General features: G+C 65.1%; 11 protein-coding genes. 4 read left to right on the forward strand and 7 right to left on the reverse strand.

Going from position 1 to position 20,217, the window contains the following annotated elements; translation table 11 throughout:
* The 7 genes from SB771_RS26350 to SB771_RS26380 all read right to left on the reverse strand — a co-directional run.
* The coding region (locus SB771_RS26350) for a beta strand repeat-containing protein (protein WP_410721210.1) at positions 1 to 5,891 on the reverse strand (5,891 nt) is incomplete at its 3' end.
* A gap of 89 nt (positions 5,892 to 5,980) precedes the next feature.
* Positions 5,981 to 7,405, reverse strand: a complete 1,425-nt coding sequence (locus tag SB771_RS26355) for an HlyD family type I secretion periplasmic adaptor subunit (protein ID WP_175662138.1) — start codon at positions 7,403 to 7,405, stop codon at positions 5,981 to 5,983.
* Entirely contained in the window at positions 7,389 to 9,590 is a 2,202-nt protein-coding gene (locus SB771_RS26360; protein WP_175662137.1) for a type I secretion system permease/ATPase, read from the reverse strand. The genes SB771_RS26355 and SB771_RS26360 overlap by 17 nt, the downstream gene beginning before the upstream one ends.
* A gap of 596 nt (positions 9,591 to 10,186) precedes the next feature.
* Positions 10,187 to 11,428 (reverse strand): citrate synthase family protein, encoded by a 1,242-nt coding sequence (locus SB771_RS26365; RefSeq protein WP_175662136.1) that lies wholly within the window; start codon positions 11,426 to 11,428, stop codon positions 10,187 to 10,189.
* Between the two features lie 60 nt (positions 11,429 to 11,488).
* Positions 11,489 to 11,881 carry a VOC family protein gene (locus SB771_RS26370; protein ID WP_175662135.1) on the reverse strand — a complete coding sequence of 131 codons (393 nt, stop codon included), beginning with the start codon at positions 11,879 to 11,881 and terminating at the stop codon, positions 11,489 to 11,491.
* 59 nt (positions 11,882 to 11,940) lie between these two features.
* Complete coding sequence (locus SB771_RS26375; protein WP_175662152.1) at positions 11,941 to 13,227, reverse strand: MFS transporter; 1,287 nt, start codon at positions 13,225 to 13,227, stop codon at positions 11,941 to 11,943.
* A gap of 97 nt (positions 13,228 to 13,324) precedes the next feature.
* Positions 13,325 to 14,083, reverse strand: coding sequence for an SDR family oxidoreductase (locus SB771_RS26380; protein ID WP_175662134.1), 759 nt, complete (start codon positions 14,081 to 14,083; stop codon positions 13,325 to 13,327).
* Positions 14,084 to 14,396: 313 nt separating this feature from the next.
* Here SB771_RS26380 and SB771_RS26385 point away from each other — a divergent pair, with 313 nt between their 5' ends.
* The 4 genes from SB771_RS26385 to SB771_RS26400 all read left to right on the forward strand — a co-directional run bounded on the left by SB771_RS26385 (position 14,397) and on the right by SB771_RS26400 (position 20,193).
* The gene (locus SB771_RS26385; RefSeq protein WP_175662133.1) at positions 14,397 to 15,359 is read left to right on the forward strand and encodes a 2-hydroxyacid dehydrogenase; all 963 of its coding nucleotides are present in this window, start codon (positions 14,397 to 14,399) and stop codon (positions 15,357 to 15,359) included.
* Positions 15,360 to 15,977: 618 nt separating this feature from the next.
* Complete coding sequence (locus SB771_RS26390; protein WP_175662132.1) at positions 15,978 to 18,098, forward strand: polysaccharide deacetylase family protein; 2,121 nt, start codon at positions 15,978 to 15,980, stop codon at positions 18,096 to 18,098.
* 34 nt (positions 18,099 to 18,132) lie between these two features.
* A complete protein-coding gene (locus SB771_RS26395; protein WP_175662131.1) occupies positions 18,133 to 19,365 on the forward strand; it encodes a S53 family peptidase in 1,233 nt (410 codons plus the stop codon).
* 528 nt (positions 19,366 to 19,893) lie between these two features.
* Positions 19,894 to 20,193, forward strand: coding sequence for an H-NS family nucleoid-associated regulatory protein (locus SB771_RS26400; protein ID WP_011661253.1), 300 nt, complete (start codon positions 19,894 to 19,896; stop codon positions 20,191 to 20,193).
* Positions 20,194 to 20,217: the final 24 nt, after the last annotated feature.

Here is a 20,217-nt window from a genome sequence, read left to right on the forward strand (position 1 = left end):
CTGGTGTTCCAGGTATGGCCGCCATCGGTCGAGTATTCGACGGTGGCGCCCGTTTCGACAACGGTCAGATTCAACGTACCGACGTTGGTGATGTGATCCGTCGAGCTAGTGCCAGAATCGGCGGTCAATGCGACGCCGGGCGCGGCGGCTGAGGTATCAAGTGTAAAGCTGAACGCCGTCGGATCCGACGTATTGCCTGCGACATCGGTTTGCCGGACCTGCACGTCGTTCACGCCTTCGACGGCATTGAAACTGGTGTTCCAAGTATGGCCGCCGTCGATCGAGTATTCGACAACTGCGCCAGTCTCCACACCAGACACGTTGAGTGTGCCGACCTTGGTGATGTGATCAGTGGCGTTGCTGCCGGAATCGGCGGTCAACGCAATACCCGGTGCAGCGGCCGAGGTATCGAGTGTGAAGTGGAACGTCGTCGAATCCGACGTGTTGCCTGCGATATCGGTCTGCCGCACCTGTACGTCATTCACGCCTTCGACGGCATTGAAGCTGGTGTTCCAGGTGTGTCCACCATCGGTCGAGTATTCGACGGTGGCGCTCGTTTCGACGCCGGTGAGATTCAACGTACCGACATTGGTGATGTGATCGGTGGCGCTGCTGCCGGAGTCGGTGGTCAGTGCGACACCGGGCGCGGCGGCCGAGGTATCGAGCGTGAAGCTGAACGAGGTCGGGGCCGACGTGTTGCCAGCGACATCGGTCTGCCGCACCTGTACGTCGTTCACGCCTTCGACGGCGTTGAAGCTGGTGTTCCAGGTGTGGCCACCATCCGTCGAGTATTCGATCGTGGCGCCGGTTTCGACACCGGTGAGATTCAACGTGCCGACGTTGGTGATGTGATCGGTGGCGTTGCTGCCGGAATCGGTCGTCAATGCAACGCCGGGCGCGGCGGCCGAGGTATCAAGTGTGAAGCTGAACGCCGTCGGATCCGACGTATTGCCTGCGATATCGGTCTGCCGAACCTGTACGTCGTTCACGCCTTCGACGGCGTTGAAGCTGGTGTTCCAGGTATGGCCACCATCGGTCGAATATTCGACGGTGGCGCCCGTTTCAATACCGGTGAGATTCAACGTGCTGACGTTGGTGATGTGGTCCGAGGCGCTACTACCGGAATCATTCGCGAGCACGACACCGGGCGCAGCAGCCGAGGTATCGAGCGTGAAGCTGAACGAGGTCGGGACAGACGTGTTGCCCGCGACATCGGTCTGCCGAACCTGTACGTCATTCACCCCTTCGACGGCATTGAAATTGGTGTTCCAGGTGTGTCCACCATCGGTCGAGTATTCGACGGTGGCGCCCGTTTCGACACCGTTGAGATTCAACGTACCGACATTGGTAATGTGGTCGGTGGCACTGCTACCGGAATCGCTCGATAGTGTGACACCGGGCGCAGCAGCTGAGGTATCAAGCGCGAAGCTGAACGCCGTCGGATCGGATGTATTTCCTGCGACGTCGGTTTGCCGAACCTGTACGTCATTCATGCCTTCGACCGCGTTGAAATTGGTGTTCCAGGTATGACCGTCATCGGTCGAGTATTCGACGGTGGCGCCGGTTTCAACGCCGGTGAGATTCAACGTGCCGGCATTGGTGATGTGGTCGGTGACATTGCTGCCGGAATCGGTGGTCAATGAAACGCCGGGCGCGGCGGCCGACGTATCAAGCGTGAAGCTGAACGCCGTCGGGTCCGACGTATTGCCTGCGATATCGGTTTGACGGACCTGGACGTCATTCACGCCTTCGATGGCATTGAAACTGGTGTTCCAGGTATGACCGCCATCGATCGAGTATTCGACGGTGGCGCCCGTTTCGACACCGGTGAGGTTCAACGTACCGACATTGGTGATGTGATCGGTGGCGTTGCTACCGGAGTCGATGGTCAGTGCGACGCCGGGCGCGGCGGCCGAGGTGTCGAGTGTGAAGCTAAACGAGGTCGGGACGGACGTGTTGCCTGCGACATCGGTCTGCCGCACCTGTACGTCGTTCACGCCTTCGACGGCGTTAAAGCTGGTGTTCCAGGTGTGGCCACCATCCGTCGAGTATTCGATCGTGGCGCCGGTTTCGACACCGGTGAGATTCAACGTACCGACATTGGTGATGTGATCGGTGGCGCTGCTGCCGGAATCGGTCGTCAATGCAACGCCGGGCGCGGCGGCCGAGGTATCGAGCGTGAAGCTGAACGCCGTCGGGGCAGACGTGTTGCCCGCGACATCGGTCTGCCGCACCTGTACGTCATTCACGCCTTCGACGGCATTGAAACTGGTGTTCCAGGTATGGCCGCCGTCGATCGAGTATTCGACGGTGGCACCCGTTTCGACACCGGTGAGATTCAACGAACCGACATTGGTAATGTGGTCGGTGGCACTGCTGCCGGAATCGCCGGTGAGCGCGACGCCAGGCGCGGCGGCCGAGGTGTCAAGCGTGAAGCTGAACGAGGTCGAGGCGGACGTGTTGCCTGCGACATCAGTCTGCCGGATCTGTACGTCGTTCACGCCTTCGACGGCATTGAAACTGGTGTTCCAGGTATGGCCGCCGTCGATCGAGTATTCGACGGTGGCACCCGTTTCGACACCGTTGAGATTCAACGAACCGACATTGGTAATGTGGTCGGTGGCACTGCTGCCGGAATCGCCGGTGAGCGCGACGCCAGGCGCGGCGGCCGAGGTATCGAGTGTGAAGCTGAACGAGGTCGAGGCGGACGTGTTGCCTGCGACATCAGTCTGCCGGATCTGTACGTCGTTCACGCCTTCGACGGCATTGAAACTGGTGTTCCAGGTATGGCCGCCATCGGTCGAATATTCGACGGTGGCGCCCGTTTCGACGCCTGTGAGATTCAGCGTACCGACATTGGTGGTGCGATCAGTAGAGCCGCTACCGGAATCGCTCGTGAGCGCGACACCGGGCGCAGCAGCTGAGGTATCGAGCGTGAAGCTGAACGCCGTCGGGTCCGACGTATTGCCAGCGACATCGGTCTGCCGAACCTGTACGCCGTTCACGCCTTCGACCGCGTTGAAACCGGTGTTCCAGGTGTGGCCACCATCCGTCGAGTATTCGATCGTGGCGCCGGTTTCGACACCGGTGAGATTCAACGTACCGACATTGGTGATGTGATCGGTGGCGCTGCTCCCGGAGTCGGCGGTCAGTGCGACACTGGGCGCGGCGGCCGAGGTATCGAGCGTGAAGCTGAACGAGGTCGAGGCGGACGTGTTGCCTGCGACATCAGTCTGCCGGATCTGTACGTCGTTCACGCCTTCGACGGCATTGAAACTGGTGTTCCAGGTATGGCCGCCATCGGTCGAATATTCGACGGTGGCGCCCGTTTCGACCCCGGTGAGATTCAACGTACCGACATTGGTGATGTGATCGGTCGAGCCACTGCCGGAATCGGTAGTCAGTGCGACACCGGGCGCGGCGGCCGAGGTGTCGAGCGTGAAGCTGAACGAGGTCGGGACGGACGTGTTGCCTGCGACATCGGTCTGCCGGACCTGGACGTCGTTCACGCCTTCGACAGCGCTGAAGCTGGTGTTCCAGGTGTGGCCACCATCGATCGAGTATTCGACAACTGCGCCGGTTTCCGCACCAGAAACATTGAGTGTACCGACGTTGGTGATGTGATCGGCGGCGTTGCTACCGGAATCACTCGCGAGTGCGACACCGGGCGCAGCGGCTAAGGTATCGAGCGTAAAGCTGAACGAGGTCGGGTCTGATGTATTGCCCGCAATATCGGTTTGCCGAACCTGTACGTCATTCACGCCTTCGATGGCATTGAAACTAGTGTTCCAGGTATGGCCGCCATCCGTCGAGTATTCGATCGTGGCGCCGGTTTCGACACCGGTGAGATTCAACGTACCGACATTGGTGATGTGATCGGTGGCGTTGCTACCGGAGTCGGTGGTCAGTGCGACGCCCGGCGCGGCGGCCGAGGTGTCGAGTGTGAAGCTAAACGAGGTCGGGGCCGACGTGTTGCCCGCGACATCGGTTTGCCGAACCTGTACGTCATTCACGCCTTCGACAGCATTGAAACCGGTGTTCCAGGTATGACCGCCATCGATCGAATATTCGACGGTGGCGCCCGTTTCGACACCGGTGAGATTCAGCGTGCCGACGTTGGTGACGTGGTCGGTCGTGTTGCTACCGGAATCGCTCGTGAGTGCGACACCGGGCGCGGCGGCCGAGGTGTCGAGCGTGAAGCTGAACGAGGTCGGGGCAGACGTATTGCCTGCGACATCGGTCTGCCGAACCTGTACGTCGTTCACGCCTTCGACGGCGTTGAAACTGGTGTTCCAGGTATGGCCACCATCCGTCGAGTATTCGACAGTCGCGCCGGTTTCGACACCGGCGAGATTCAACGTGCCGACATTGGTGATGTGATCGGTGGCGTTGCTGCCGGAATCGGTGGTCAGGGCGACACCCGGCGCAGCGGCCGACGTATCGAGCGTGAAACTGAACGACGTTGCCGACGACGTATTGCCCGCAACATCGACCTGCCGAACTTGCACGTTGTTCAACCCCTCGACGGCGCTGAAGCTCGTGTTCCAATGCCCACCGTTATCGATGCTGTATTGAACTGTGGCGCCGGTTTCGACGCCAGTGACGTTCAGTGTGCCGACATTGGTGACGTGGTCGGTCGAGCTGCCACCGGAATCGCTCGTAAGCGCAACACCCGGCGCAGCAGCCGCGGTATCCAGCGTGAAACTGAACGAGGTCGGAGCCGACGCATTCCCCGCAACATCGACCTGCCGAACCTGCACATTGTTCAGCCCTTCGACGGCACTGAAGCTCGTGTTCCAATGCCCGCCGTTATCAACGCTGTACTGAACGGTGGCGCCGGTTTCGATCCCCGAGAGATTCAACGTCCCGACATTGGTCACGTGGTCGGCGGCATTGCCACCGGAGTCGGTACTCAACGCAACACCGGGCGCCCCAGCCGCCGTATCCAGCGTGAAACTGAACGAGGTCGGAGCCGATGCATTCCCCGCAACATCAACCTGCCGAACCTGCAAATTGTTCAGCCCTTCGACGGCACTGAAGCTCGTACTCCAATGCGCGCCATTATCAACGCTGTACTGCACGGTAGCACCCGTGTCGACCCCGGTGACATTCAGCGCCCCGACATTCGTAACATGATCCGTCGCACTACTACCCGAATCGACCGCCAACGCCACCCCGGGCGCCGTCGCCCCAGCCGTATCCAGCGTGAACGTGCACGAAGAAACGGCCGATGCATTGCCGGTCACGTCGATCTGCCGCACCATCACGGTATTCGTTCCTTCGACGGCGCAGAAGCTCGTGTTCCAGTGCGCGCCGTTGTCGGTGCTGTACTGAACGGTCGCGCCGTGCGCGACCGCGCCGACCGACAGCGTACAGTCCGACGTGAGGTGGTCGGTCGCCGACATCCCCGTGTCGTGCGCCAGCGAGACGACAGGGGCGGGCGGTGCAATGTCGACATAGGCGGTCGCCCAGCTCAGCGTACCGTTGCCCAGCCGGATCGCATACGTGAAGCTGTCCTGCGCGTAGCCGAGCGTATTGAAGCTGTTCGACAACCACGACGCGTCGAGATGGCTCGCGTCATACCCGACCTTGCCGTCCGACGTGATCCAGATGTGCGCGCCGTGCGCGCTGAAATCCGTGCTCACCGATTCGGCCCGGACCGTATCCTGCGTCAGCAACGCCGCCTGTTCGAGCGAGACGGTCGTTTCAGTGCCGGAGTCGAGCGAATAGAGCGTCTTGGCCGCGCCGCCGAGATCGTTCGCCATCACGTTCAGGTAGACGGTGGTGAGCGAGTTGTCTGTGAGCCCCGTCTGCGCCGACGTAAATACGTCGTTCGTTGCCTGCGGCGTATTGCTGATGGAAACCGCGGTCCCGCTTGAAGTCGTCGCCATGTCGTGCTCCCCGTCCTGTCATGTTTTGATGCGGGCGCTGCGCCGCCCGATGCGGCGCATGCCCGACGAACTGCAAACCGCTTTTCGTGTCAACGCTCGCGCAACGCCATTTCCTTGGTCTTGATGACGGGCTTGAGCAGGTAATGCAATACGGTACGGCGCCCGGTGCGGATGTCGACGGTCGCGATCATCCCCGGCACGATCGCGACGGGCTGGCTCCGGCCGCTCGGCTTGCTTTGCCGGGTGCGCACCAGTACGCGGTAATAGCTGTCCGGTTTCTCGCCGGGACGGTCCGGCACGATCGTGTCGGCGCTGATGTCCTCGACGACGGCGGGAAAGCCGCCATAGATCGAGAAGTCGTACGCGGACAGCTTGACCGTCGCGTCCTGCCCCGGGTGCAGGAACGCGATGTCCGCCGGCCGCACGCGTGCCTCGATCAACAGCGTGTCGTCGAGCGGCACGATTTCCAGCAGGTCCATCCCCGGCTGGATCACGCCGCCCACGGTGTTGATCTTGATCTGCTTGATCATCCCTTTCAGCGGCGCGCGCACGAGCGTGCGCGTGACGCGATCCTCGAGCGCGACGTTGGCCGCACTCAGCGCCGACTGATCGGCGCGCGCGAGATTCAGTTCCTTCATCGCGTCGGCACGAAAATGCGCGGTCGTTTCGTCGATTTTCTGGCGCGCCTCGCGATAGGCGGCTTCCAGCCGCGGCATCGCGAGCCGCGTCGCATCGAGGTCGCCCTTCATGTCGGTCGCCTGCCGCTCGAGCCGCAGCACCTCGACGTCCGATACCGCGCCTTTTTCGACGAGCGGGCTCGTCAACGCCAGCTCCTTCGCGACGAGCGCGTAGCTGTGTTGCAACTGCCCCTCGCGCGAGCGCTTTTCCGCGAGCTCCTGCCGGTGCTGTTCGGCCTGTTGCCTGAGCACGTCGAGATTGGCCTGCAATTCGCGCTGACGCGACTCGAACAGCGAGCGTTCCTCGTCCAGCAGGCCCGGGTTCGCGCGCGCCAGGGCGGCCGGCACGACGAACGCGGCGCCGTTCGCTTCGGCGCTCAGCCGCGCGATGCGGGCGAGGAGGGCGGCATCCTTCGCCTGTCCTTCCTTGTACGACGACGTGAACCGCGTATCGTCGATGCGCATCAGCGGCTGGCCTTTCTGCACGACCTGGCCGACGCGCACCATGATCTCGGAGACGATCCCGCCCTCCAGGTTCTGCACCACCTGCACGCGGCTGGACGGAATCACCTTGCCTTCCCCGACGGTGACTTCGTCGACTTCGGCGAACGCGGCCCACAGGAGGGCGATGACGATGAACGCGAGCGTCGCCCACAGGATCCAGTGAGTGAAGTAGCGCGGCCCCTCCATCGCGGCCGCGCAGCGTTCGCGCATGAACGCGGTATCGTCGGCGCGCGGCTTCAGCGCGGCGCCGATGCGCGCGCGCAGCGCCCTGAGCGCGGCGATGCGATGCGTCGTCGGCGCGCCGGCGCCGTCGGGTTCAGCCAGCAGCGACATGGAGCTTTCTCCCTGCAAGAGCCGCGAGGACTTGGTCCTTCGGGCCGTCAGCGACGACACGTCCTTGATCCATCACGATCAGGCGATCGACGAGCGAGAGCAGCGACGGACGGTGCGTGACCAGCAGCAGCGTGCGGCCGGCGAGCTGAGCCGACAGACGTGCCTTGAACAGCTCCTCCGAGCGGTTGTCCATCGCGCTGCTGGGCTCGTCGAGCAACAGCACCGGCGGCGACAGCAGCATCGCGCGGGCGATGGCGATGGCCTGGCGCTGCCCGCCGGACAACGCTTCGCCGCGCTCGCCCACCGCGAGGTCGAAGCCGTTCGGCACACGGTTGACGAAGTCCGCGACGCCGGACACCTGCGCGGCGCGCAACACGGCGTCGTCGTCCGCGCCGGGCGCGCCGAGCACGATGTTGTCGCGCACGGTGCCGTTGAACAGCATCACGTCCTGCGGCACGTGACCGATCCCGCGCCGCAGCGCGGCAGGGTCGTACTGACGCAGTTCGACGCCGTCGATCAGCACGTTGCCGGATGAAGGCGGGTAGAGGCCGAGGACGAGTTTTTCGATGGTGGTCTTGCCCGAGCCGACGCGCCCGATGATGCCGACGCGCTCGCCCGCGGCGATGCGGAACGACACGCCTTCGAGCGACACGCCGCTCTGGCCGGGATACGCGAAGCCGACGTTGCGGAATTCGATTTCGCCGGCGAGTGCGGGCCGATGGACGAAGCGCTGCTCGGCCGGACGCTCGCCGGGCAGGTTCATCACGCCGTCGATCGACGCGAGCGCGCTGCGCGACTGGTGGTAGCGGGTCAGCAGCGACGCGACCTGGCCCATCGGCGCGAGCGCGCGGCCGGTGAAGATCGTGCAGGCGATCAGTCCGCCGGTCGTGAGCCGGTCGTCGCCGATCATGTACACGCCGCACAGGACCACCGCGAGATAGGCCGCCTGCTGCGCGAACATCGCGAAATTGACCGCGCAACCCGACAGCAGGCGCGACTTGAGCCCGAGCCGTGCGATCTCGCCGAGCATCTGCTCCCAGCGCGCCTGCATCGGTCCTTCCGCGCCGTTGACCTTGATCGTCTCGAGGCCGACCAGCGTTTCGATCAGCAGGGCCTGGCGCTGGCTCGCGTGGCGCTGGCTGGCTTGCACGGCCCGCGCGAGCGGCCCCTGCACGGCCACGCCCGCGCCGATCACGAGCGGCAAGGCCAGCAGCGGCAGCCAGCCGAGCCCGCCGCCGACCCAGAACATCGCCACGACGAACACGATCGAAAACGGCAGGTCGATCAGCGCCGCCGCGGTCGCCGACGTGAGGAATTCGCGCACGGCTTCGAATTCCTGGATCTGCGAAGCGAACCCGCCGACGGACGGCGGCCGCGCCGCCATCCGGATGCCGAGTACTTTCTCGTAGAGGTTTGCCGACAGGATCACGTCGATCTTCTTGCCGGCCACGTCGATGAAATAGCCGCGCAACGTGCGCATCACGACGTCGAACACGATCACGAGCGCGATGCCGGCCGCCAGCGCCCACAGCGTCTCGAGCGCGCGGTTCGGCACGACGCGGTCGTAGACGTTCATCGTGAACAGCGGCATCGCCAGCGCGAAAAGATTGACCAGCGTCGACGCGAGCATCACTTCCGCATAGATCGGCCACGATTGCGCGACCACGCCCCAGAACCAGTGACGCGGGCGCGGCACGACGCTTTCCGTGTCGCGTGCATCGAACCGGTGGGCCGGGCGCGCGAACAGCACGTGGCCGGCGTGGCGTTGCGCGAGTTCGGCCGCGTCGACGGCTTCCTCGCCGATGCCGGTTTCAGGAAGGATCACCTGCAGGGTGCCGCACGCGTTGCGGCGAACCAGCACGCAGGCCTGGCCGTCGTTGAGCAGCAGCACCGCGGGCAGGACCGCATCCGGGATGTCGGGCAGCGCGCGCCGGGCCAGTTTGGCCGATAGGCCGGCGCGCGCCGCGGCCCGCACGAACAGGGCCGGCGTGAGGCGCCGGCCGGCGAGCGGCAGGCCGGCCACGAGCGTGTCGACGCCGACCGGCCGGTCGAACAGCCGCGTCAGCACGAGCAGGCAGCCCAGCAACGGATCGTCTTCGACACCCGATCCGTGTGGCAGATTCCAGCCGTGCGCGGCGCACGGCTCCCCGGCCGCGGCAGCGGCTTGCGTAGCGGCGGCCTGCATTACAGCACGCCGCCGGCCTGATGACGGTTCGACCGGTGCGGCAGCCCGCCGCGCGCGCATATTGCCGCCGTCAAGCGCTCCGTCTTGTTCATGCCTCACCCCGATTGTTTATGTGCTGTTGGTCGCTTGTGCGACTGCTTGTGACTGCCTTGTGTTTGCTTCTGTTTGCGTCGGAGCAACAGCAAGGAGCGGGCCAGATGCGGCGACTGCCGCGCGGGGTGGGGTTTAGGCAGGCATGCGCCGGCCGACGGTGGTATGCGAATGCGGGTTTGGTTTCAGGTCTGATACGTTGCGGCTGCGCGGGCGCCGGGCGATTTCGTGCCTATCCAGCGGCAATGGCGCACTGGAGAAGGCGCGCACGCTACTCCTGATGCGGAATCGCGGTCGGCACGGGGCCGGATCCGGTATCGAAAATGTTTCAGGCGTGAAACGTTGCGGTTAGGGGGGCGTATCGGCGGTGTACATATGCGTCGGTTCAACGCACCGTCGGGCGCCTGCACTTCATGCGCCTACGCGCCGGGAGGCTTCGATCGGAATCGTGACGAATCGAAAAGGCCGCGTCGATGCTTTGCGGTCTACCTCCATCGCAGCCGCCGTCAATCCACGATCTTGAACACCCGGTTCTTCTCGATCACGCCGGCTTTCGGCAGTTTGCCGTCGTCCTCGGCCTCGGGGCGCAGATGCCGTTCGTCGAGCGTCGGCCCCGTATAGCGGCTGCGCGGCCGGATCACCTTGCCCACGCGCAGTTGTTCGATGCAGTGGGCCAGCAGCCCGACGCTGCGCGCGATGGAAAACAGCCCGAAAGCCGCGTCGCGCGGCAACCGAAGCTGTACCGACAGCATCGCGAGCGCGACATCGATGGTCGGCCGCTGGCCGGTGAGCGTCGTCACCTTGTCGATGAAGTGCGCGAGTTCCGCCGACGGATCGAGCCGCGCGAGCAACGCGGCCGCGCGCGGGTCGCCGTCGGGGTAGAGATGATGACCGAAGCCGGGAATCGGGATCGCGGACTTCAGGTGATGATCGACCACGTGCGCGGCCCCGAGCCGCTGCACATCGTCGAACACCGCGCGCACGCGTCCTGACGCGTCGCCGTGCAGCGGGCCTGACAACGTCGCGAGCCCGGTCAGCAGGCAGCCCGCGAGCGACGCGCCGGTCGATGCGGTGATGCGCGCGGCGAACGCCGAACTCGTGATCTCGTGATCGGCGACGAGCACCATCGCGCGGCGCAGCAGGTCCGCGCCGCGATCGTCCAGGCCCCAGCCCGCCGCGAGCCGCTGATGGGTCCACGGCAGGCCCGCGTCGTCCTGCGCACCGAACGCGCGCGCGACGATCGCGACAAGTTGGCCGGCTTCGATGTGCAGTGCGCTGTCGAGCCGGCCGAGCGTCGAGTGGCCGTGCGCCGCCAACGTGGCTAGCAGCGTGAACGCGCACTGGCGATCCCGCTCGCCGGCCGGCAATGCAACCGCGGGCGCGTCGAACGTCACGGGTGCGGTGGCTTGCCAGAGCAGCGCGGCCGTGTCCTCGAGCGTGGCGGTGTCCGACAGTTGAATGCTGTCGCGGCCGCGATACCACGCACGGCCCTTGGAGAAGGTGGTGATGCCGCTCGGGATGCACGGCTCGGCGCCGAAGATCGTGCCGGCTGCCAGCGCCGCACGCTTGCGGCCGACCTGTTTCTTGCGGCACAGCGCGATCACGTCCTCGGCGCGATACAGGCTCTTGCGCGGATCGTCGGGATCCTGCATCACGGCGATGCTGCCGCGGCTCGCATACGCGTAGACGGTCTGCGCCCGCACGCCGAGCCGCCGCGCGGCTTCCGTCAGGGTGATCCAGTTGTGCATGGGGAGTCGTGATGAGGACGCGGCCGGTGCCCGGCCGCTTGCGCCGACTATAGACCGGGTTCAGCCCGATGTCATCTCGGCCGGGCGCCGCTCGAGCACCTCGACGAGGATCTCGCCCGGCGCGCGCACGAAACAGCCACGCACGCCGGCGCGGATCCGCGTCACCGGCTGGACGATTTCGGCGCCATGTTCGATCAGGTGGGCGTACGCGGCATCGAGATCCTCGACCAGCACGCCGAAGTGATCGATGCCTTGCGCACGTGCGCCGTCGGGTACGGCGGCCGGTCGTGCGTCGGGTAGCGCCGTGATGAACAGGTTGATGGCGCCGATCCGCAGGTCGACGCGGCCGGGCCGTCGCACGATTTCGGCGTTCAGGCAGCGCGCGAACCACGCGGCGGTGGCCTCGGCGTCGGCCGAGCAGAGTTGCAGGTGATCCCATTTGAATTCGATCATGATCGTGGGCCGGATGGAGTTGAGCCGCCGCGGCGGCCGGTCAAGGGATGCGAACGCGTTCAGAGCTCGATGCGCGACAGCTTGCCGAGCAGCACGGAGTACGACAGCGTGCCGACGAGGCAGATCGCGCCCATCAGGTTCAGCGCCCAGAAGAAGTTGCCGGTGTGCTGGGTCACGTAGCCGATCATCAGCGGCGTGGTGACGGCCGCGATATTGGCCGCGAGGCTCGTGATGCTGCTGGTGAGCCCGACATAGCGTCTCGGCGCGATCTCGGATACGGCGGCCCAGGACATCGAGCCGATCCCCTGCGCGAAGAACGCGACGGTCAGGATCGCGATCACGAGCGCGTTCGAGTGCACGAAGTTGACCAGCACGATCGACGCGCCGAGGAAGGTGCCGATCACGAGCGGCGCCTTGCGGGACGACGACATCGACACGCCGCGCCGGATGCAAAGATCGGACAGGTAGCCGGCGATCAGGATTCCCAACGTCGCGCCAATGAACGGCATCGCCTGAAAGAAGCCGACCTTGATCATCGACATGTGCCGTTCCTCGACCAGGTAGGTCATGAACCAGGTCGTGAAGAACACCAGCAGCGTGTTGTTGCAGAACTTGCCGAGACAGATCGCGAGGATCTGCCGGTAGCCGAGCAGGCGCAGCGCCATGCGCCAGTCGAAGCGCTCGCGTGCGGTCACGACAGGGCGCCCTTCGGTGATGTACTGCAGCTCGGCCGCGTTGACGCTGCGATGCCGCGACGGATCGCGATAGAGCCGGTACCAGACGAGGCTGAACAGGATGCCGAAGCCGCCCGTCGCGAAGAACACCGCGCGCCACCCGAACGCCGACGAGATCCACAGCAGCAGCCCGGTGAAGAGCGGTGTGCCGATGTACTGACCCATCACGTAGACGCTCGTCGCGAAGCCGCGCTCCTGGACCGGGAACCACATCGTTACCGCGCGCGCGTTCGACGGGAAGGCCGGCGCTTCCAGCGCGCCCATCGCGAGCCGCGAGCCGAGCAGCATGTGATAGCCGTGCGCGAGCCCTTGCGTCAGCGTTGCCAGCGACCAGCCGACCAGCGACAGCGCATAGGCGACGCGCGAGCCGAGCAGGTCGGCGAGCACGCCCGCTGGCACCAGCGCGATCGAATAGGCGAGGCCGAACACGGCGAACAGCTCGCCCATCTGCACGCGGGTGAGCGCGAGATCCTTCGACAGCGCAGGTGCGACGATGCCGAGCGCCGAGCGGTCGACGTAGTTGAGGATGGTTGCCACCAGCAGCATCGACAGCACGCCGTAGCGTACTCGCGACCTTCTGGCGACGTCCGCGTGCGAGCCGAACTCGCGCATGACCGAAACCTGTTCTTCTGCGGTTTTCAAGGTTGTCTCCTGTCTCCTGATGGGGGGGGCCGGCGCGGTGTCGTCATGCGCGCCGGCGGTCGTCCGGTCAGCCGCGCCCGACGTAGGGCATCGCGCTTGCCATGATCGTCATGTTCAGAATGTTGGCTTCGAGCGGAAGGCTCGCCATCTGCACGATGGCGTTTGCGACGTGCGCGACGTCGACGCGCGGCTCGGGCGCGACGCGGCCGTCGGCCTGCAGCACGCCGCTGTTCATGCGCTCGGTCAGCGACGTGGCGGCGTTGCCGATGTCGATCTGGCCGCACGCGATGTTGAACGGCCGGCCGTCGAGCGCGAGCGAGCGGGTGATGCCGAGGACGGCATGCTTGGTGGCCGTGTACGCGATCGTGTTCGGGCGCGGCGAGTGCGCCGAGATCGAACCGTTGTTGATGATGCGGCCGCCTTGCGGAGTCTGGCGCTTCATCTGGCGGCACGCGGCGCGTGCGCACAGGAACACGCCGGTCAGGTTGGTCGCGACCACGTCGTTCCAGAATTCGAGCGAGTAGTCGTCGAGCGGCACGGCGCCGGCATTGCGGCCGGCGTTGTTGAACAGCACGTCGAGGTGCCCGAACTCTCGTTCGATCCGCGCGAAGCTTGCGTCGACCGACGCCTCGTCGGCGACGTCGGTCGGAATCGCCGCGGCCACCCCGCCGGCCTGTTCGATGATCTCCTTCGTCGCGAGCAGCGGCTCGACGCGCCTGCCGAGCAATGCCACGCCGAATCCGGCTCGCGCCAGCGCGACGGCCGCTGCGTGGCCGATCCCCGTGCCGGCGCCCGTCACTGCCGCGATTTTTTTCCGTGCCTGCATTTTCACGACCTCGTCTTCCGTCCGTTGAACATGCAAAAAGCATTGCGCGGCGGCGATTCCCCAGCAATCTTGATTCTTTCAATCAATATCAAGTGCCCCGTCGCGACGGGGCGGCGTCAGGGTTTTCCTGAGTTCGCGGGCACGTCGTGCACGGGCCGCGATGGGGGATGCGCATGATGCGCCGCAACCGGAACCGGCCGGGGAAGCCGGCAGTGCGATGCCGCGCGGACACGTTGATTGAATCAATCAATATTGACCCGCGCCGAGCGCGCTTCGTAGGCTGTGCTCCGTTTTCCGACCCAAGGACGAGACCATGCCTGACAACAATTCCCCCCGCCTGCTGGTAGCGCGACGGGTCCCCGCCGCCGTGGCCGCACGCGCCGAAGCCGAATTCCATGCGTACGTGACGGACGCCGACATGGATGCGCCGTCCGTCGTCGAGTTCTGCAATCGCTACGCGACGCCGGCCGTGCTGATCGGCAAGAAATCGGGGCTGCAGGCCAAGCACATCGCGGCATTGCCGCCGAGCGTGAAGATCATCGCGAACGCGAGCGCCGGCTACGACCACCTGGATGTGGCCGCCGCGCGCGAGCGCGGGATCGTGGTCAGCAATGCGCCCGACGCGCTGACCGATTGCACGGCCGATTTCACGATGCTGCTGATTCTCGCCGCGTGCCGGCGTGCATCGGAGTACGAGCGCATCGTGCGCGCGGGCTGGGGCAAGTCGTTCGGCATGACCGACATGCTCGGCACGCGCGTGAACGGCAAGACGCTCGGGATCGTCGGCTTTGGCCGGATCGGCCGCGCGGTCGCGCAGCGCGCACGCGGCTTCGGGATGAAGATCGTCTATACCGACAGGCGGCCGGCGCCGCCCGAGGTCGAGTCGGGCGCCCGCTATTGCGCGGATCTCGACACGCTGCTGCCGCAGTGCGACATCCTCACGCTGCATGTGCCGGGCGGCGGCACGCCGTTGATGACCCGCCGCGCGTTCGCCCTGATGCGCGACGGCGCGGTGTTCGTCAATGCGGCGCGCGGGAGTCTCGTCGACGAGGATGCGCTTTACGACGCGTTGAAGTCGCAGCGGTTGTTCGGCGCGGGGCTGGACGTCTATCGGAACGAGCCCCATATCGATCCGCGTTTCGCCGCGCTCGATAACGTGTTTCTGTCGCCGCACATGGCCAGCGCGACGATCGAGACGCGCGACCAGATGGGTTTTACCGCGCTCGATAACGTCGCCGCGGTGCTTGACGGAAGGGCGGCGCCGAACGCGGTTTGACGGGGAACGTGAGGGGTGGGGTGAAGCTCGCGGCGCGCATCCGTGCCGCTGGCATGATGCAGTTTCGGGGCTTCCGGTGACCGGAGGCACCCAGCTGTTAGCACGGCGTTACACGTCAGAATCATTTTCCGTCGATGTCCTGGCCCCCCGCCGAGGTCCGGCCCATGCCGCTAGCGATCGCGCCGGGCCGCGGCGCGCGACGCGCGTCCGTGCGACGCCGCACCAACGGATCGCATCGTCCATCGCGACGCTTCCCGCCGGCTTCGTTCCATTGCGCGATCCGGTACGCCGTATCGACGCTGTAACGTTTTTTGCGCGATTTTTCCCGTGCGCGGTGCTTGGCAAGGCCGCCCGCTGTCCCGGCAGAGCGGTCGCAAGACTGGCACGTTGTTAGCTTCACCGGTTGTGGTGGGAACGAGGGTCGCCGCGCATTCGTGATCGTCCGACGAATCGATGCGCATGCGCCGCCGGTGACGCGTTCGAAACGCGACACATTCGCTCGCCGCCAGCCGATGGCGCCACACGGCCCACGCCGGCCGCACGCACGCGATGTGCGGAACGCGCCGGCAGCAGCGTGCTGGACATCGGCAGTCATCACACCTCCGCCGGGAGAGCATAATGTTGGCCAACTCAATTCGCACCCTACGAGCCTTTCTGATCGTCTTCACCGTTTGCGTGATGACGTTCGCGCCCGGACGGGCAAACGCCCTGTCGAACCAGTTGCTGTTGCTGCTGCCGGACAACTTCACGCTGCCCGACCCGCGTGTGTCCGCGTGGCTCGATTCCGCGTCGGAGGAAGGGCTGCAGATCTCGCTCATCAGCGACACGCAATTCAAGCAGGGCGGCACGTCGCTGCAGCAGTACCAGGGGCTCATCCTGCCGGACCAGGTGCATACGGTCGCCGACGATACCCTCGTGACCGCCATCCAGAACTATGCGCTCAACGGCGGGCGCGTGATGCTCGTCTATGACTTCGGCGTACTGAACGCAACCGGCTTCTATCCGCCCGGGCAATCGCGCTTCAGCTCGATGGCCGGCGTCAACTACGTGCTCTACGACACGCTCGGCGGCAGCATGATCGGCCTCGGCCCGGTGACCGGGATGGGCAGCACGTTGCGCGCGCTGCAGATTCCGCCCGGAAAGTCCATGGCATGGTCCGGCTCGACGACCGCCGCAACGGCATTGGCCGCCACCGCGTCGATTGCTTCGACCGGCTCGACGACGAACGAGCAGCTCTTCCTGCAGCCGAGCGCGTCGAACGCGGGCGGGCTGGCCGGTTACAACCATCAGGCGTACTTCACGTACAAGATGAATAACGGCCGCATGACCGGCGTGCCGCTGAATCTCGGGCGCGTGTGGAAGGGTGGCAAGGTCAAATCCGGATCGTATTCGCCGACCTCGTCGAAGCTGCCGGCGGTGAATGGCGCGACGTCGCTCGTGACCGCGTCGCCCTCCGTGACGACGGACGTGCTCGAAGGAATTTCCGGCTACGTATACGGCTTCCTCACCTATCCGAGCTACGTCACGCAAGGCACGTATACCGGCACGACGCTGCTGACTTCACCGAACTTCGGTCTCGTCGCCGGCTATCAGCCGTACGGAAACGGCGGCGTGATGTTCGTCAACCTGCCGCTCGCCTATCTCGACGGACAAACCGACAGCATGCCGATCCACGGCTTCCTGCGCTACTTCACGACGAACATCGTGCCGATGCCGCACCTGTCGCTGCAGCCGCGCGCCCAGGCCGGGATGGTGCTGAACTGGCACTTCTGTGCGGCGGACCAGATCCAGCCGGCGCAGTACCTGAAGAATTACGGTGTCTGGAACAGCGGCCCGTACTCGATCGTCGTGACGGCCGGCCCGGACGACGTGACGATCGGCGACGGTCTCGGGATCAACCTGAAGAACAACACGCCGGCGAAGCAACTGATGTCGTTCCTGCTCAAGCGCGGGCACAAGATCGGCAGCCACGGCGGCTGGGCGCACGACTACTGGGGGGCGAACGCCAGCGAAACGAACGCGAGCACGTTCACGCAATATCTGGTGCTGAACCACAATGCGGTCCAGTCGGTCACCGGAAAGCCGGACGTCGAATGGGCAGCGCCGGAAGGCAACACGCCGACGTGGGTAGTGAACTGGCTCGAAGCGAACGGCTATTCGGGCTACTACTTCACCGGCCATACCGGCAATGCGCAAACGCGCGCGTATCGCAACGGGTCGCTGCTGAACCCGGGCGTCTGGGCGTTTCCGGTGATGCCGTTCGGCAAGTATGCGACGTTCGAAGAGTTCCAGGAGTTCGCGGTGCCGACGACAGACGTGCAGAACTGGTATCAGTCGCTGATGGATTTCGTCGTCGCGAACCGCACGAGCCGGCTGATCTACATGCACCCGCTGGGCGCGTCGTGGTATCCGAGCGTCGTCACGACGATGCTCGGCTATGCGGCGTCGCTCGCGGCGACCGGCCAGTTCAAGTGGTTCACGATGGACCAGCTCACGCAGTTCGACCGGCGCCGTCTGCTGGTGAACTGGACGGCGACCGATACCGGCACCGGCTGGACATTCAGCGCGACGCATCCGACGAGCCTGCAGGACATGACCTGGCTGCTGCCGAAGAGCACCTATCAGATGCCGAGCGTGCAAAGCGGCAGCGCGACGGTCGTGATCACCGATCCGAACAACTGGCTGGTCATCGCGGGCACGGGCAAGTCGCTGTCGTTCACGAGCGCGAAGGCGCATTGACGCACGTCGGCTTGCTTGCCAACCGGGAAACACCATGAAACGAGCTTCGTTCATGCGTGCGCTGCGCACGCTCGTCTCGGCGAGCGTCGCGCTCACGTTCGGCGTGTCGTTCGCGCAGCACGCGCCGCGGGCCCCGCACGCGTTCGCGCGGCCGCCGCTCCATCTGCACGGGCCTGCGAAACGGAACCCGGTCGGGCTGTCGCCGCAGCGGATCCGCAGTTTCTACGGGTTCGATCAATTGCCGGCGCGCGGCTATGGCGGCGACGATCAGGTCATCGCGATCGTCGATGCGTACGACAACCCGAACATCGAAGCGGACCTGCGATTGTTCAGCAGCACGTTCGGCCTGCCGCCGTGCGCGTCCCCGCGCTGCTTCACGAAGATCTACGCGACCCCGGACAAGCGTCCGCCGCCACCCGACGCGTTGTGGGCGCTCGAGAGCTCGCTCGACGTGCAGTGGGCGCACGCGATCGCACCGAATGCGCGGATCGTGCTGGTCGAAGCCGCATCGAGTTCGCTCGACGACCTGATGAGCGCGATCGCGCTCGCGACGACGCCGGCTCCCGCCGGCCCCGGCGCGAAGGTCGTGTCGATCAGCTGGGGCACCCCCGAATTCCTGGCCGAAACGCAATTCGATGGACAGTTCGCCAGCGCGAACGGCGTGTCGTTCGTCGCCGGGTCCGGTGACGGCGGCAATGGGATCGACTACCCAGCCGCGTCGCCGTATGTGCTGAGCGTCGGCGGCACGTCGATCGCGACCGATGCGGGCGGCGCCTATGCCGGCGAAACGGCGTGGGCGGGCAGCGGCGGCGGACAGAGCGCCATCGAGCCGGAGCCGACGTATCAGTCGAACCTCGGGATACCGTCGGATAGCCTCGGGCTGCGCGGCGTGCCCGACGTCGCCTATCACGCCGACCCGGCGTCCGGCTTCGCGATCTACGATTCGTACGGCTATGCGGGGCAGAGCGGCTGGTTCGTCGTCGGCGGCACGAGTGCAGGTGCGCCGCAATGGTCCGCGTTGATCGCGATTGCGAACAGCGTGCGCATCGCGCGCGGCAAGACGACGTTGAACGCGGTGGGCGCGATCCACACCGTGCTGTACGGGCTTGCGTCGAGCGCCTCCGCGACGAACTTCCGCGACATTGTCAGCGGCTCGAACGGCGCGTGCGGCACGCTTTGCACCGCGACCACTGGATACGACTACGTGACCGGCCTCGGGCGCCCGATGGCCGCCAATCTGGTCCAGGCGCTGATCGCCGCACCTTGATGCGGATAGGCGTGACGAAAGCACGATCGCGCGATCGCGCGACTAAGCGGCTTCTCGGCTTGGGACAGTGACGAGGTTGGCACACTGTCCCGATACGAAATCTTGAACTCCGCATTCCGGCAGCCGGCCCATCAGCCGGCGAGCCATGCCGCATGGTCAATTCAAGCCGTTGCGTTGCACGTCACGGCTTGCGTCTCCCATCCGCCGTTGAATGACCTAGAACCGGTCCAATTCACGCGTCGTCACCGTAATTCGTTCCGTTGCAGTCCTCGCAATCTCCGGCCGTGGACACCCCGCGACCCGATCGCTTGCGCGGCGCGAAAGCGGATATTCCTATAAAACTACGACGCCGCTTCCGGTTTTCAGTTTGATTTATATAAAGACGATAGGGCATACTGCGGAAATCGATCGCTATCGATTGTCGTCAATGTCGCGAATATAATGCCGACGGTGTAGTCGACGGCCTTTCGCGACGACATAAAGGGCTGTTGAGCCACTTCCCACATTTCAAGGAATCCTTTCATATCCATGGCTACCTACCTCGAACTCAAAGCACAGGCAGAAGCGCTGGCACAGAAAGCGGAAGCAGCGCGGCTCGCCGAACTGGAAAGCCTTATCGCGACGATGCGTGAGCAGATTGCCGAATATGGCATCACGCCCGACCAGCTTTTCGGGCGACGTCGTGCCGCTTCGTCGGGCGCCACCCGCGCGCCGGTCGCACCGAAGTATCGCGATCCGAAAACGGGCGCGACGTGGAGCGGCCGCGGCAAGCCGCCGCATTGGATTGCAGGCGCAAAGAACCGTGACCGGTTTTTGATCGAGCAGTGAAGGGAGTCGGCGGTTGAGTCCGAT

The organism is Burkholderia sp. SIMBA_051 (genome assembly GCF_046534915.1).
Classification (GTDB): domain Bacteria; phylum Pseudomonadota; class Gammaproteobacteria; order Burkholderiales; family Burkholderiaceae; genus Burkholderia; species Burkholderia ambifaria.

Excerpts from the sequence above, each read along its gene's own strand:
- SB771_RS26355 (WP_175662138.1), bottom strand. The coding sequence starts at position 7,405 with ATGTCGCTGCTGGCTGAACCCGACGGCGCCGGCGCGCCGACGACGCAT.
- SB771_RS26360 (WP_175662137.1), bottom strand. The coding sequence starts at position 9,590 with ATGCAGGCCGCCGCTACGCAAGCCGCTGCCGCGGCCGGGGAGCCGTGC.
- SB771_RS26365 (WP_175662136.1), bottom strand. The coding sequence starts at position 11,428 with ATGCACAACTGGATCACCCTGACGGAAGCCGCGCGGCGGCTCGGCGTG.
- SB771_RS26370 (WP_175662135.1), bottom strand. The coding sequence starts at position 11,881 with ATGATCGAATTCAAATGGGATCACCTGCAACTCTGCTCGGCCGACGCC.
- SB771_RS26375 (WP_175662152.1), bottom strand. The coding sequence starts at position 13,227 with ATGCGCGAGTTCGGCTCGCACGCGGACGTCGCCAGAAGGTCGCGAGTA.
- SB771_RS26380 (WP_175662134.1), bottom strand. The coding sequence starts at position 14,083 with ATGCAGGCACGGAAAAAAATCGCGGCAGTGACGGGCGCCGGCACGGGG.
- SB771_RS26385 (WP_175662133.1), top strand. The coding sequence starts at position 14,397 with ATGCCTGACAACAATTCCCCCCGCCTGCTGGTAGCGCGACGGGTCCCC.
- SB771_RS26390 (WP_175662132.1), top strand. The coding sequence starts at position 15,978 with ATGTTGGCCAACTCAATTCGCACCCTACGAGCCTTTCTGATCGTCTTC.
- SB771_RS26395 (WP_175662131.1), top strand. The coding sequence starts at position 18,133 with ATGAAACGAGCTTCGTTCATGCGTGCGCTGCGCACGCTCGTCTCGGCG.
- SB771_RS26400 (WP_011661253.1), top strand. The coding sequence starts at position 19,894 with ATGGCTACCTACCTCGAACTCAAAGCACAGGCAGAAGCGCTGGCACAG.